The following is a 14,297-nucleotide window of genomic DNA, read 5'->3' on the forward strand; positions in this document are numbered from 1 at the left end:
CCCGCATCTCCCCCACCCCTCAAGAAGGACCCATGAAATTACGTAATTTACATAATTTCTATTGACATTACGTAAATTACGTAATATAATTAAATCAGAAAGGAGGTACATAAACCGATGAAAAGACGGGACTTGATAAGAAAACTCAAAGCTAACGGTTACAAAATAGCAAGAGAAGGCCACGACCACACAATATTCACAGCTCCAAACAGACGTCCAGTACAAGTCCCAAGGCACAATGAAATTAACGAAAACACAGCAAGAAAAATCCTCAAGGACGCGGGGTTGCAATAGACCCCGCAAACCGGAGGAATAAAAATATAAAAGTAGAGTTTAGAAGGAGGTAAAATCTATGGATTATATTTATCCAGCTATCTTTGAACATAATGATGACGGCAGCTATACAATTACATTTCCGGACTTACCAGGTTGTATCAGTGAAGGTAAATCTTTAAGCAATGCAATGGATATGGCCCAAAAGGCACTAACCCAGTGGATAGAGTATTTGCTTGATGAAAAAGAACCAATACCAGAGCCCAGTGATATTAAAAATATAATTCCTGCCGATAATCAATTCGTTAATCTTGTTCAAGCCCAGATACGTGATAACCGCGCAGTACGCCGCACCGTCAGTATACCTGGATGGTTAGATGCCAAGGCTACTGAGGCAGGATTAAGTTTATCAAAAATACTTCAAGACGCATTAAAAGAACGTCTTGGCATTCAATGACTAGCAGCCCCAACCGGGCTGCTTTTCTATTTTCACCTCGCCGCCCCCACCCCGCGCTGTATGAGGTGTACCTTTCCCGCCTTGCGGCCACCCATGAAAAAAGGCACCTGCTCTTGCAAGTGCCTTAATCTTCACAATACCATAATAATACATTTAACTAGGACATTTTAGGACATCTTTTTTAGTGCCCATCCATGCATCCTGGTAACATGCCGATAAGTATAATTCATGGCTACTGCAATCTCTTCCCAACTCATGCCCTCAACATACCGATACCGTATAATTAATCTTTCGTCAGACTGCAACGATTCTATACTTTTTTCAATCTGAGTCCTGACGGCTATGTAATCATTGATTACTTCCTGCAGCTTTTTCTCCAAATCAACAATTTTTGCAATTGTATTAGCAGTGCGATCAACCGCATAATTACTTTTTGGCAGACCGTCGGGCTTTGGCGGCGCTAAGAGGCTTGCCCTCAACTTCTCGATTTCCTCCTCTAAAAGGATGATTTCTTTTTTCAAATACCGGTATTGTCTTAATTGTTCTTTTGTCACCCGTCATTCCCTCCTCTATCCCCGTCATCCTGGCCCGCTCTTTTTTCCGGTCTGCCCACCAGCTGGATTTCCTGACATCTTCCAGGTCTAACACCGCCCCGCAACGCTCGCACTTAGCGATCTTATCTGTTACAGCGTCCATGTAATACCGGCACACTGGACATTCTATGGCAATCATGATTGTCGGCATGCTTGTCCTCCTCTCTGTTACGCTTAATCGTTGTATTACGCAGTAATTATCTTTTTCTTTTTCTGATCGACTATGGCTGGCCTTGCCCACTCCCGTTGAAACCTTGCCCATTCTTTATTGACTTTCCCAGTCTGATCCCGGTAAAGCATAGCCATTGGCATAAAACCAGCTTTTATTGTGTCAGTTAGCCGTTTCTCGGCTTTCTCAAATGTATCTTTCGGGTATCCAATAAGGACGTATGCTCTGAGCGGATGCCTTATTTTTAACCCTGCTTCCATAAGCATCTTCCCTGCCCTTATTAGAGGTTCATAATCGTCAGGAGTGTCATAAGCAAAAAATATTGATTCCGGATTGATGTCTACCAGTAAATCAACGTGCCAATCTTTAAGCCTTGCCGCCTCCAGCCCTCCAGTAAACATCGGCCTGCCATACTTCTGCCGTTTCAACATTGCGAACACGTCTCTGATATGCTTTTCTGAACAGGCAAGAAGGTTATCATCCAGGATATTATTGCCTTCCTCAATCTCCAACTCCCGGATCGTCCCTCCTTCCCGGATGGGAACCCGACAAAACCAACACCGATTTGGGCAACCCCTGGAAGTTATCACATAACCTTTTTTGAGATACATGCCGGGGATAAACTTTCCGCCCGGCTCATCTAAGGCAGGCCCACCAATCTTTACCGGGGCAACATGCCGCCATTGTTCCGCCAATCTTTCTGCTTTCGGCAGGTCATAGGTAAAAGCGACTGATATATGTACTTCATCTATGGGAGGCAGGAACATACCGGGCGCATCGTAGAAAGCGTATTCATCACGCCGCGTGGCGTTTGTTATTCTTGGGAAAACCCTAGCGATTTTCAATCTCTCACCCCCGTATTACGCATTTTTAACATAATGTTCACTTCTCCATCTCACATAAGAAGGATATATTACACGCCAGGTGCCATAAATGCGGCAACCCACTTTCTTCGTCTTTTCCCTCCGGGTCGTCCAAGTAAGCCAGGAAGTGCCTGAAAGCCGCATCTCGGTATCTTTCTTTTTCTACCTTACGCCAGTTTTCCGGGTCGCCGTATTTGGCGGTACCGTATTCCCGGATAGCGGCAATGTCCCGGATTATCTGTCGTGGTACCAAAGTCAGCCGCAGTTTGCCTTCATCAGCTTTGGCCGTTTTCATTATCTAACCCCTCCCTCTTTGTGTTTTTCAATTCTCACCCGCAAAGCGTTCATCAACTTGTCCTGCGTACTGCCCTTGTCAGCCAGGGCCGCTATAACATCTTCATCCACACCTCCGGACACAACCAGGTGATGAATAATAACCTTTTCGACCTGGCCTTGCCGGTGAAGGCGTTTATTCGCCTGCTGGTACAATTCCAAGGACCAGTTCAGCCCGAACCAGATAACATGATTACCACCCTTCTGAAGATTCAGGCCGTAGGCGCTGCTGGCCGGATGCGCCAGCAGAATGTCAATCTTCCTGTTATTCCAATCATCCTCATCCTGGGGCCCTTTTAGCTCTCGTATTCTCAGCCCGGATCCAGCCAGGGCTTTTTTAATTCTGACCAGGTCATGCTGGAAATTATAGAACACCAGCGCCGGCTGCCCGTTCAATCCCTCGATAAGCTCCATAAAGGCCTCAATCTTGCACTTATGGATTTCCACCATTTGTCTGTTCTCGTCGTACACCGCGCCATTGCACAACTGCAGGAGTTTGTTCGTCAGGACTGCCGCGCTGCCAGCATCTATGGTGGACTCGTCCACTTCCAAAAGCATTTCTCTTTCCAACTTGTCATAAGCGACCTGGGCTTTTTGGTCCAACATTACCGGCACATCTACCGTGATACAATCCGGCAGCTCCAGATAGTCCTCCGCTTTCATACTCACGCAGATATCGCTGATTTTCTGCTGTATTACTTCAGCTGCCCCTGGCTTAGGCATGTAACTGAAAACATGATCCCGGTCTCTCTTGTCCGGTTCAAAATACCGTTCCCGGTAGTGGGTTATTTTTTTCCCTAGTCTCTGCCCTTCATCCAGCAGGTACACTTGTGCCCACAGGTCAATTAATCCATTCGGTGCCGGCGTACCGGTTAGTATCACAAACTGGTTGATAAACTTCCGGACCCATGTCAAGGCTTTAAACCGTTTAGCCTGGTGATTTTTAAAGCTGCTGGACTCATCGACCACTACCATGTCAAACGGCCAGGCGTTGCGGTAATATTCTACCAACCACGGAATATTCTCCCTATTAATCACGTAAATGTCTGCCGGCGTATTTAGGGCTTTGATGCGTTTTGTTTGCGGACCAAGGACGGCAACAACTCTTAACAAATGCAAGTGATCCCATTTCTTGCTTTCGCGGCTCCAGGTGGCCTCAGCCACTTTTTTCGGGGCTATTACCAGGACTTTGCTCACAACAAACCGGTTATATTTCAAGTCATTGATTGCCGTTAGAGTAATTACTGTTTTGCCTAAACCCATATCTAAGAATAGACCTAAAGCCTCATCGGTCAGCAATCTGTTGATGCAGTATCGTTGATACGCATGGGGAATAAACTTCATTGCACCACTTTTCCTCCGTATTGTCTGATAAATTCATCCACGCCTTGCTTGCTGTCAATCACCAGAACCGGGAAACCAAGCGCCCAGATTTTCTGTGCCTGCGCCTGCTGCAGCATCGTAGGTTTTTTACCTGATGCTTTTAGCTCAACGAATACTGCCCGTCCACCCGGAAACAACACTAGCCTGTCAGGCACCCCTGCATTGCCGGGGGAGATGAATTTATACGCCTTGCCACCCATTGCTTTAACTTGTTCCCGGAGATACTGCTCAATTTGTTTTTCAGACATCTCTTTTCTCCTCACGGTAATGACATTTCATGCATAAAAACAAGTCAAAACCCCTGCTTTTATAAAAAACCCCTTTAACAGTTCCGCAGTATGCGCACCTTATCGCACGATCACATATCTTTTCACAGTAATGGCATTCTGTGAATTGGTCGTCTTTGTATATCAAACCTGAACATCCGTTTATAAGTTTCATCTCGCGTTTCTCCTTTTCAAATTTCGACTTTCTACATTCTCCTTATACACGTATATGAGATATTTTAATTAGGCGTATTAGGCTTTATATATACCCTCTATTTTCTTTATTTTTATTATTTATATAATAAGAATGTAGTAATGTAGTTATAATACTATAAACCCTTTAGCCGTACGGTTTTAGGTCAACTACATTTGATGTAGATTGATGTAGGCTATTGTAGTTTTCAAAACTACATTTTTCAGCTTTAACTACTTTTAAATCTACATCTGTAGTTGAGAATTGTAGTCGTGAATAACCCCTTTGACAGCCATACGGTGCGCCAAATTTCCTTCCGGTTTTATCTTTTACCCATCCAGGAATACTGCTTATTATACTGTTAATCTCCGCGGCGTCTGATTTACGCATCAAACTTATATCTTTGTTAAAACATTCGCACCATATCTCTGCCGCGCATATTTTGGTCCGCGGCCGGGCGTCCTCCGGCGGCTTACCGAAATTACCGGACCAGTACAGACGTCTTTCAGAGAGACTGCGATTGTCCCAATTGGCTGGTACCGGTCTTTCGATAAATTCTTGAATGATGCCCTCTTTGGCATTACTTTCCATGTGGGCTTTTTGTTCTTGCTCTGAAATTTCTTCTGCTTTTCCAGTCAAATACAGTGGCTCTCCTAATTGCCATCTTACATATGCCTCGGCCCATATCTGATCAAGTTCTTCTATTAAATCGGTAAATACATTTTTTATTGGCTTCTGCAACCACACCTCAACAGGCCAAAATCGACGATTACCTGTGCGGTCTCTTAGAAATTCACTGTCATTAGTCGTACCAAAGAATACACATTGCCTGGGGTACCTATTTGTTCTGCGTCCATAGGCTTCTCGGAATATATCTTCTGTCCGGCTCAAAAATTGTTTAATCGTATTGATTTCAGACCGGCTAAATCCGCTGAGTTCGCCCAGTTCGTTAATCCAAGTGCCTTGCAGCATTTCTGCGGCCTCTTTACCTTCGAATGTTTGGAGGCTGTCAGAAAACCAATTCTTTCCTAATATCTGTAAAAAAGTACTTTTTCCTATTTTTTGCGGGCCCACCAGGATAGGCATATAATCGTACTTGACTCCTGGTGTCATAACCCTGGCCACAGCGGCCGCCAAGCTCTTGCGCATAACCGCCCGGGTGTACGCATTATCCTCGGCGCCTAAGTAATCTATGAGCAGAGTATCCAGCCGAGGAACACCATCCCAACTTAATGAAGTAAGATATTGCTTGACGTCGTTAAATCTCTGTTTGTGCGCCTGAAGGTTTAAAGCTGATTGAAGTCTGTTGGCGGCTATCTGGATACCGTATGTACGCTCCAGGTAATGCAGAACACCGTCATCGTCCACATCCGTCCAGACCCTGCGGCCCTCGCGGTCGTCCCACGGTAGTGCGCCCAGGGCCATACTCCTATTAGCGAACTCGTCAAAAGCCAGTTTACCTTTAAGGAGAGGGTCATTGTCCAGGATAATCAAAACATTATCGATGGTCTTCAACGGCGCTCCTGTGGTTGCGCTTATAGCCAGCTTCTGCATCCAATTGGTGTCATCTGAAGATGATACGGAAAACTCCTGTGTAGCTTTCTCATATCGCTCCTGGTTGAGTAATGCAGTAACATAGGCATCAGAGACAGCGAATTCACACATCGCCATGTAGGAAGGCAGTTTATTGGTAGGGGTATCCGGTTTGGCATCGTCATCACGGTCTCCAAACTTATGAAGCCGGACTAGGTCGAAAGCATTACATAATTTTCCGCCGGCTGGGTCAGTGGCATGGTGAGAGTATAGGAAATTGCCGTTATCGTAGATGATTGCGCCGCCAACCGTGCTACCCCCGGTATAGGTGTACCTGCCCGGCATATTGCCGCAGGGTTCATACACTCCCGGCAGAAAGGTCTCCATGGCCCGGTAGATGTCATATACCCTACAGAAGGCGCCGACTATACCAGGCTTGGTTGTAGGATCTCCCTGCTTGGCGGCAAGCTTAAGATGGTTCTGATTGACTCCAGGAACCTGCGGCCATTCTTCTACGTTTCGCCAATCCTTGTAAGTAGCCAGGAGACCGTCCACATCCAGGAAAGGTTTATCCCCGTATGTATAAACGTATTGGCTGTCTGAGCAGCAGGATGGCCAATACATGAGCCGGTGGACTTGGAAGGTTGTCGGGTCACAGAGCTCTATGCCGATGATGGCGGCGAGCTTCCGGGCCAGGGGCTCATATTCGTCCACTGTAGCTGTCCGGTTGGTAGGCACCAGCACGCGCAAGCGAGGTTTTACTTCCTCATGTTTACGGGTAGAGTACATGGCATAGCCGCAGCCGAGGGCCTCTATACGGTGCAGAACGTCCTGGGTGCCACCTGCCGGGATGGCGTCGAGGTCCAGGGTGATGACATCCCGTCCGGTAACACAGTTTGCCTTGCGGCGTTCTCCGACCAGAGTACCGGCTACAAAGCCACCTACATCTTTTAAGTCGTCCTGACGACTCTTTGGAAGGCGTAGATATTCCGCTAATGTCTCCGTGCCCCTGGCCGGGGTCCGCAGCTTCTCCACCAGCTCCGACCAGTAGAGTGTCTGCGCTACCCATTTAGTAGCTCGGCGGCTGCTGGCGGATGAGATTGTTATTTTTCTGTCATATATAAGCATGGAGTTTTATTCACTCCTTATTGGACAAGATATTTTTGATACTGTTCTTTCCGACGTCCACTGGTCAATTGGGCATATACTTGGGTTGTCCCTGGATTGCTATGTCCGAGTAAAGATTGTACCGCCACAATATCAGCGCCGTTGTTCAACGTAAGCGTAGCCATGGTATGTCTCATGATGTGCGGATGCAGGTTTTTGCTTATCCCGGCTCGGGCAGCTATGATATCAAACTCTCTTTGGATTGCCCTTTTGCTCATCCGCCTGTAAGGCTTTCTTTGAGTGACAAACAAGGCCGGCACGATATCGTTCCTGGACTTAAGATATTTTTTCAGATGATAAATGGCTTTAAACGAGAAATACACTTCACGTTCTTTATTACCCTTGCCGACCACTTTCGCGCTGCATTGCTGCCAGTCAATATCTTGGCGGTTAAGCTGCTGGATTTCTGATAGCCGGCAGCCGGTGGCGTAAAATACTTCTACCAGGGCTCTTTCCCTCGGAGTCTGACAGCTTTCCCTGATGAGCTCTAGCTCTTCGATTGTCAGAGCTTTGGGCAAGTGCTTTTCTTTCTTCGGCGGTTTTATCTTTCTGGTCGGATCTCGGGGTATAATCTCCTCTTCTGTAAGCCAACCAAAGAATGATTTTAATATTGATAGCTTCCTGGAGATTGAACTGAGTTTTAGATTTTCAAACCTGCCCAAAAACTGCCTGATATCATTAGTGGTCATGTCTTTAACTGGTTTTTGCACGTAGTTTGTGAACAGACGTAACTCTATCTCATACCCTTCCAGCGTCAATGGACTGAGCTCTTCCAGCTTCTTGGCCGCAAGATACAATTTGACTTTTTCCGCAACATCCGGATGCCCAGCGGTAATTTTACCTGGCCGGATATCATACATTACGAGTATCCCGGCAATTCTGGACCTAAGCTGCAGCTGATCAATCTCGGGAGACAACTCTGATATGCTATACACCAACTCTTTAAGCAGTTGTTCCATTTACCCAACCTCCTGTCATTGGCTTGTCCTGAAAAAATGCCGGGCAGGTCCCAGGAAAGACTTTTCGCTTAGGGTGATCAGCCCGAAGCTATCCCGGCAAAGTTATTACTCAATATCTTTGGAATACGTATTAAGGTTGTAGGGCCTGTCCGCAAGCATCACAGTAATTCCCGACATGGCACTTATCCCAATATATTTTTCCGCATACGGGGCAATAGCCATATCTATGTTTATCCGGTGTTGTTACAACTGCCTTTTGTATTTGCTTATCCAGCACACTTATAGCTAAATCTATGGCTTCTAACAAGGGAGTTGATTGCCTTGAGATAAACTCATTCCCTTGTTTAATCAGTCCTATGGATAATTCAATATCAGCCTTTTTGGTAGATAAGTGATTAATTGCATCTTGATAATTCATTACTCTCACTCCTTCACATAATTAACAAACTATGCACTATTTGCTGAGCCAAAAATTCGGCTCAGTTATTCCGTCTGCTCGTCGAAAATCTTATCAATTAACCCCTTGATTGGTTCAAATATGCTCTTATAATTCGAATGCAGCGGCGGCGCTATAATTCCAACCAGGCTTTCACCATTGCGTACAACATTTTGAACCTTTGAAAAATAGCTGTTGGCCTTTTTGATACTAATAGACATGCTCTATTTCTCCTTTCTCAATCTTTTCTATAGTAAAAAGTTTTAAATCCGTCAGTCTTCAGAGGTAATCCTGGCGCCCAGGGTATCGGCTGCCCCATCAACTGACATATCTTCTCCACGTCCGCCTGGTCTTCTGGAACGTCGAGGACAACCTCATCATGGACGTGCATCGCAATCTTATATCCAGCGTTGGCTAGCCGTTTTAAACTTTCGGCCAGGCAGTCCCGGGCGATAGCCTGAGTCACGTTCTCCGCCAGCTTTCCGCCATATGTTGAAATGGCTTCCCACTTCCCGGTTTTCTGGTTCAATCCGTAGTAGTGGAGCGCTTCCCGGTTCCGGTCGTTTATCATAAGAAAAGGCTTAACGTAAAACAGCTTTCGACCACTCGGCAGGGTAATGGTAAGGAAATCCTGCTGGTTGTTATAGTCGCCTTCACGGGCAAATATCAGACTCTTAACCCCTACCGGCTGCCCTGTGTGCATAACCTTCAACGCAGCGTTCTCCAGGCTATACCACAAGTCAACGATTCTTTTGTTTGCACCTCTCCAGCGGTGAACTATCTCGGGCAGCTCCGCCTCAGTCAGGCCCATATTGAGAGCACCCATATTTATTAAGGCGCCAGTACTGCCTTGATAACCCAAAGCTAAAGTTGCTACTTTGCCCTTTTGCCGAAGTTCGTACTCCGGATTGCCTTTGACTATGAGTTCTATTGGAACCCCGAACATCTGAGACGCCGCAGCTTCGTAAATTTTGCCGTGGGTGTTGAATACGTCAAGCACCCACTGTTCCCCGGCCAGCCAAGCTACTATTCGGGCTTCGATGGCCGAGAAATCCGCTACGAGAAGCACATGCCCCGGGGAAGGGATGAAGGCTGTCCGAATTAGCTGGGAAAGCGTATCAGGGACGTTACCGAAGATTACCTTAAGAAGGTCTATCCTCTTGACCTTGACCGTATCCCGGGCAAACGTGAGAGCTTCCAGGTGGTTTTGCGGCAAATTTTGAGGCTGCACAATTCTCCCTGCCCATCTGCCGGTTCGGTTGGCACCGTAAAATTGCATTAGACCTCTAATCCGTCCGTCAGAACAAACAGCTTCCTTCATGGCCGCATACTTTTTGATTGATGTCTTGGAGAGTTCCTGGCGGATTTCCAACATACGCCTGGCCGCGTCATTGTCCGCGTTTTTGATGAGTTCCTTCACGGTGCTCTTTCGGAGGTCGTTGATTTCCTCATCCATTTCTTGGTTGAGCCATTCGGTCAACTGCTTAACGCTTTTTGGGTTTTGTAAGCCGGAGATTCGGACAGCCTCGTCCGTCAACTCTTTAGTGACTATTTCGTCACAGTAAAGGGCTCCATCAATAAGCTCCTGGTCAACAGCTACCCCGAAAACATTGATCACCTGATCCAGCTCCCAAAGTTTCTGCTCCTGCTCTGGCACCGGGAAGGCCGAAAGTCGTCGCTCAACTTCCATTTCCGTAATGACATCCTGGCAGCAATATTGTTTGAAAAGTTGCCATTTCTCTGGTTCATGATGTGGTAGCGTTCTGGTTCGATAGCCGTTTTTGGCAGTCGGGGTGCAGGGTACGCAGAATGTTCTTATAAGGGCTGAGCCTATACTCATTTTCTTTTTGTCTTGCGGGAGCCCCAGGGCTTTTCCTATTTTGTCCAATCCGGCCGGGTACCCGCAGTACAGACCATGAAGCATCGTGCAGCGCCATTGTGACAGCCAGGACTCCGGCTGATGGATACCAAGATGTTTGGACAGGCAATACCACTCAAAAGAGGCGTTGTAAGCGTGTTTGATTATGAGAGGATTTAACAGAGCGTTAATGAGGTCCTGAGGGAGTTGTTCGCCCTGGGCCAGGTCGACGATCTGCACCGGCCCGTAGTCAAAAGAATAAGCAAATAAGAGTATTTGGAAATCTGGGGACTGTACATATTTATACAGTCCCGCTTTCTGGATATCTACACTACTGAAAGTTTCAATGTCGATGCTGAGGTGTCTCATAAGCCCATTATCCCGCCAGTAATCGGCTTACCGGTGATTGGGTCAATCTGCGACGGAGCAGCCTGAGGGTAGCCCTGAGGATATACAGGTGCTTGAATCGGGCGGGGCTGCTGATATACCGGTTGCTGATATGCGGAGGATGCATACTGCGGAGCTGCAGGCTGCTGGTAAACCTGCTGTGGTTGAGGAGGCTGCGGCTGCAAGGGAGGACTATCGCCAAAAGCCGCTTCTGCTGTTATTTGACCGCCAAGGGGCTCACCGTCTGCCAGCTTTTGAACTGGGCCCAGTCCGCAGCCTATACCCCGATTGCCATTTGTATTAAATGGGAAAAAGTTGATATTTACCCGGGCATAGATTCCGGAATACACTTCCGATTGATTAAGAATTGGCTGAATACTTGTGTCTACAACAGCCGGCTGCTGCTTGGATGATGCCGTAAATACCCAATGCCCTTTACACTCAGGACCAAAAGGTTCACCATTTTGACGCACACCATCGCCATCCCAAATAGGCGTTTTGATATGAGGAGGACGAACACCATTCCATTTAGAATTGATGCCTTGCTGGATAGCGGATTGTATAGCAGCATCAATACGTTGCTTTGTCGCTATGTCGGATTTAGGTAGCAGGATGGTTACGCTGTATTTAGGCTCCTGACCGGGTTGATTTGCGTAGGGTTTAAACAAATGTACATAGCTCAATCTCACTTGTCCGGTTGTCACATTTGTCGGATTAGGTTGTTGATTACTCACTTTCATCTCTCTCCTTTTCGGTTAAAGTTTTTTACTTATATGCGCATCAACATTCACTTCGATATGTGATCCTTCCGGGCCGTCAGGCACAATTGATAAAGACGACCCGTCAGTAAACTTTAAAAATAGATAGTACCGTTGTTCATAGCTAACTTCGGATACCTTTTTCCCTTCAAAAGTTTTAAGAATAGCGTTGTCTTCCATATTTACCTCCTAATTGTCGGTCTCGTTTTTAAATACTTCCTGTGGATCTACTTGCAGGATAATCGCTTCGCGCTTGTCGCTTGCGGGTGCGAGTGTCGGTTTGCCGGGTTCCGTTTTGACGAGTCCGGGTTCTTCGAGTAGTTTTCGATATTCCACTTTTCCGAGTACCTTTTCAACCTGTGCGACGCTTAACGGCTCACGTTTGTACAATATCGCTTCATTAATTCCTGCGGCTATCAAGGCTGCAAATGCCGCATCCTGATCAACGTATATTCGGGAAGTACGTCCTTCAACTGCTTTCCAACCAGGTATCTCATTGCCTTTCAAACATTCAGCCAAAGCATACTTTTCCAATTCTTCGGCCCATTTAGCAAGGTCCTGGGCTCTTTTAAGTATTTGTCCCACTTCTTCGTTAGAGATAAGCGGCGGTTTCATTTTGTGGTATTCTTCTAAAGTCAAATATTTTTCAGCCCGGGCACGGCATTGTAATTTTGCGCGGCAAAACCGGCAATGCTCTCCTGGTACATAATCCCCTTCACCAGCAAAAGCTTTTTGGGCTATTGGTTTGATACTTTCACCCCATGCCAGCAAGTCGCCAATAGGCATTTCGTATTCGGATAGCTCATTTTCACGTCGCGGTTGCACGATGGCCATTTTTATAGTTTCAATTGGATAGAGAATGCAGTAAGCCATGTATGCGCCCAGGGCGTACAGCATCATTTGCGGATTACGTTCAGCGCTTACCGGGACTCCTTTACCGTATTTAAAATCGATTACGTGCATCACGTTTCCGCCAATTATGATACAGTCGCCGGTGCCGAATCCTTCCGGAGCATACGCGCTGTAATCCAATCTTTTCTCAATCGCAATATAGGGTGGTGCGCTAAAGCTGTGTACGATTTTTGACAGGTAATCCAGGTATGTATCGGTATGCTTTAGCATTTCTTCCTGGTACAGCGGGTTTTCTTGCAGTACTTTAAGTCTTTTAGCAAACGTTTTCGGGCCCATCGGTTCAGTGAAGTGCTTTTTAGCTTTCAATTCTGCTATCGCGTGCGCCAGTTTTCCCTCGTCTGCGTATTCGCTTTTCGTTTCGGGAAGCGTCTCTTCGAGCCTGGCTGATGGAGTACATATTAGCCATTTATGAGAGCTGCTAGCGGATAGCAGGGCGTGTTGTTCGGGGCTGCTCATATTTTTGCCCCCAGTGCTCTAAGCTGAGTAGCGAAAGCACCGTATTGCTCTTTAGGCAGCATCATGAGAGCATCTACCCCAAAGGACTTTAACAATGCAATTATTCTGTCTCGTTGTCCTGCATCTATCAGTTGGGTAGCGGCTACGGCTAGTTGCTCCACGGTGTAGGTCTGAGTGGCAGTAGGTACGGTTGCAGCAGGGGCGGCTGGCGGAGGTGCCACGGGAGCAGCTGTCGGTATAGTGGTGGGAGTCGGTACTACCGCAGGCGCAGGTACTTGTGCAGCAGGTGCTTGTGCAGCAGGTGCTTGCATAGTAGGTACGGAATCCTCAGACAATATCGGCTTATTAATAGCTTGGGCGGCTGCTTCAATATGTTTTTCGGCTACTTTGGTAGCTTCAAATAACGCTTGTAAGGTTCCTGTTTTAGCTGCATGTACCACTTCATCGGGTGTAAATTCGATTAAGATTTTCAATTTTTATTCCTCCTTATCTATTTGGTTTATAGACATTTAGACCGATTTTGATATCGTCCTTGCCAACTGGCTGATTCCCCTCGGTGCTGGCTATGACGATAGATTTTCCACTAGATGATGGCCCATACTGTTTAGATAGGTCCACTTCTATTAACAATTTATCTCCGTTGACGGTAAACTTAACATTTTTCAATTTACTTATCTCCCTTCTGTTTCTTTCGTTCACCTATTTTATTTAAAATGTCTGCAATAACCACGCCTGTTTTGGTTAGCTCAACGTCGTTTTGAATTAACTTTTTTTGGTTCATCCGGACAAGCTGCTTCCGTGATACGAGGATGAGATTATCCGGACTAAGATTGAGTTTATTGCCATCCCCAAATATTATTGCGTGTCCTCTAGGAATGGGGCCGTGTACCTGTTCCCATATAATTTGGTGTTTTAATCGCCATTTGTTTGGATCAGCAATTTTTATTTCGACATATCCGTCAACGTTGACCCGTTCAGATCCCACTGGCCGATAATTAGCCGGCATATGCCCTTTTTTGAACTGGGTGGGCGGCCATCCGCCAACGCCCTTTTTGCCTTTGTTCCAGGGCACAAGACCTTTTTGAAACCGTGTTTTTAAACCGAGAAGAGACCCATCCGGCAATATTTTTGTATCTCTTCCATTATGCAAACCGTGTCTATCTGCAAGAGAAACCATTGCAGACCTACTTATTGAGAATCCAAATTGTTTATTAAATTTTTCAGCCAGCTCTTGGAACGGACATCCAGAGATATTGGCGGCTAACCATGCAATATGTTCTGCAGTATACTTACGATTCATG

At 46.4% G+C, this 14,297-nt stretch carries 17 protein-coding genes; 2 read left to right on the forward strand and 15 right to left on the reverse strand.

Translation table 11 applies throughout. The annotated features are described in order from the left end of the window. The first annotated feature begins 117 nt into the window (after positions 1-117). Both NUV48_08375 and NUV48_08380 read left to right on the forward strand, forming a co-directional pair. Positions 118-294 (forward strand): type II toxin-antitoxin system HicA family toxin, encoded by a 177-nt coding sequence (locus NUV48_08375; GenBank protein MCR4442156.1) that lies wholly within the window; start codon positions 118-120, stop codon positions 292-294. A gap of 58 nt (positions 295-352) precedes the next feature. Further along, positions 353-730: a type II toxin-antitoxin system HicB family antitoxin gene (locus NUV48_08380; GenBank protein ID MCR4442157.1), complete on the forward strand. Its 378-nt coding sequence runs from the start codon at positions 353-355 to the stop codon at positions 728-730. Positions 731-897: 167 nt separating this feature from the next. On the opposite strand, the gene NUV48_08385 is transcribed toward NUV48_08380, so the two are convergent. From NUV48_08385 to NUV48_08455, 15 genes are all read right to left on the reverse strand, one after another. Then, a complete protein-coding gene (locus tag NUV48_08385; protein MCR4442158.1) occupies positions 898-1,284 on the reverse strand; it encodes a hypothetical protein in 387 nt (128 codons plus the stop codon). A 225-nt stretch (positions 1,285-1,509) separates the two neighbouring features. Then, positions 1,510-2,004, reverse strand: coding sequence for a hypothetical protein (locus NUV48_08390; GenBank protein MCR4442159.1), 495 nt, complete (start codon positions 2,002-2,004; stop codon positions 1,510-1,512). A 370-nt stretch (positions 2,005-2,374) separates the two neighbouring features. Further along, entirely contained in the window at positions 2,375-2,650 is a 276-nt protein-coding gene (locus NUV48_08395; GenBank protein ID MCR4442160.1) for a DUF5664 domain-containing protein, read from the reverse strand. Then, on the reverse strand, positions 2,650-4,032 hold the full coding sequence (locus NUV48_08400; GenBank protein ID MCR4442161.1) for a DEAD/DEAH box helicase: 1,383 nt from the start codon (positions 4,030-4,032) through the stop codon (positions 2,650-2,652). The genes NUV48_08395 and NUV48_08400 overlap by 1 nt, the downstream gene beginning before the upstream one ends. Further along, positions 4,029-4,319, reverse strand: a complete 291-nt coding sequence (locus tag NUV48_08405; protein MCR4442162.1) for a VRR-NUC domain-containing protein — start codon at positions 4,317-4,319, stop codon at positions 4,029-4,031. Before NUV48_08405 ends, NUV48_08400 begins: the two co-directional genes overlap by 4 nt. Before the next feature lie 358 nt (positions 4,320-4,677). After that, positions 4,678-7,191 (reverse strand): virulence-associated E family protein, encoded by a 2,514-nt coding sequence (locus NUV48_08410; GenBank protein ID MCR4442163.1) that lies wholly within the window; start codon positions 7,189-7,191, stop codon positions 4,678-4,680. Positions 7,192-7,208: 17 nt separating this feature from the next. Further along, positions 7,209-8,189: a tyrosine-type recombinase/integrase gene (locus NUV48_08415; GenBank protein ID MCR4442164.1), complete on the reverse strand. Its 981-nt coding sequence runs from the start codon at positions 8,187-8,189 to the stop codon at positions 7,209-7,211. Between the two features lie 130 nt (positions 8,190-8,319). Then, positions 8,320-8,607: a hypothetical protein gene (locus NUV48_08420; GenBank protein ID MCR4442165.1), complete on the reverse strand. Its 288-nt coding sequence runs from the start codon at positions 8,605-8,607 to the stop codon at positions 8,320-8,322. Positions 8,608-8,672: 65 nt separating this feature from the next. Beyond that, positions 8,673-8,846: a hypothetical protein gene (locus NUV48_08425; GenBank protein ID MCR4442166.1), complete on the reverse strand. Its 174-nt coding sequence runs from the start codon at positions 8,844-8,846 to the stop codon at positions 8,673-8,675. A gap of 17 nt (positions 8,847-8,863) precedes the next feature. Continuing rightward, positions 8,864-10,852, reverse strand: a complete 1,989-nt coding sequence (locus tag NUV48_08430) for a DNA polymerase (GenBank protein MCR4442167.1) — start codon at positions 10,850-10,852, stop codon at positions 8,864-8,866. Then, positions 10,849-11,604 carry a DUF2815 family protein gene (locus NUV48_08435; GenBank protein MCR4442168.1) on the reverse strand — a complete coding sequence of 252 codons (756 nt, stop codon included), beginning with the start codon at positions 11,602-11,604 and terminating at the stop codon, positions 10,849-10,851. The genes NUV48_08430 and NUV48_08435 overlap by 4 nt, the downstream gene beginning before the upstream one ends. Before the next feature lie 21 nt (positions 11,605-11,625). Then, positions 11,626-11,808 carry a hypothetical protein gene (locus NUV48_08440; protein ID MCR4442169.1) on the reverse strand — a complete coding sequence of 61 codons (183 nt, stop codon included), beginning with the start codon at positions 11,806-11,808 and terminating at the stop codon, positions 11,626-11,628. A gap of 9 nt (positions 11,809-11,817) precedes the next feature. Beyond that, on the reverse strand, positions 11,818-12,996 hold the full coding sequence (locus NUV48_08445) for a DUF2800 domain-containing protein (GenBank protein MCR4442170.1): 1,179 nt from the start codon (positions 12,994-12,996) through the stop codon (positions 11,818-11,820). After that, positions 12,993-13,469: a hypothetical protein gene (locus NUV48_08450; protein MCR4442171.1), complete on the reverse strand. Its 477-nt coding sequence runs from the start codon at positions 13,467-13,469 to the stop codon at positions 12,993-12,995. Before NUV48_08450 ends, NUV48_08445 begins: the two co-directional genes overlap by 4 nt. A gap of 194 nt (positions 13,470-13,663) precedes the next feature. Next, positions 13,664-14,296, reverse strand: a complete 633-nt coding sequence (locus tag NUV48_08455) for an HNH endonuclease (GenBank protein MCR4442172.1) — start codon at positions 14,294-14,296, stop codon at positions 13,664-13,666. Between the last annotated feature and the right edge of the window lies 1 nt (position 14,297).

This window comes from Peptococcaceae bacterium (genome assembly GCA_024655825.1).
Classification (GTDB): Bacteria; Bacillota; Peptococcia; order DRI-13; family PHAD01; genus JANLFJ01.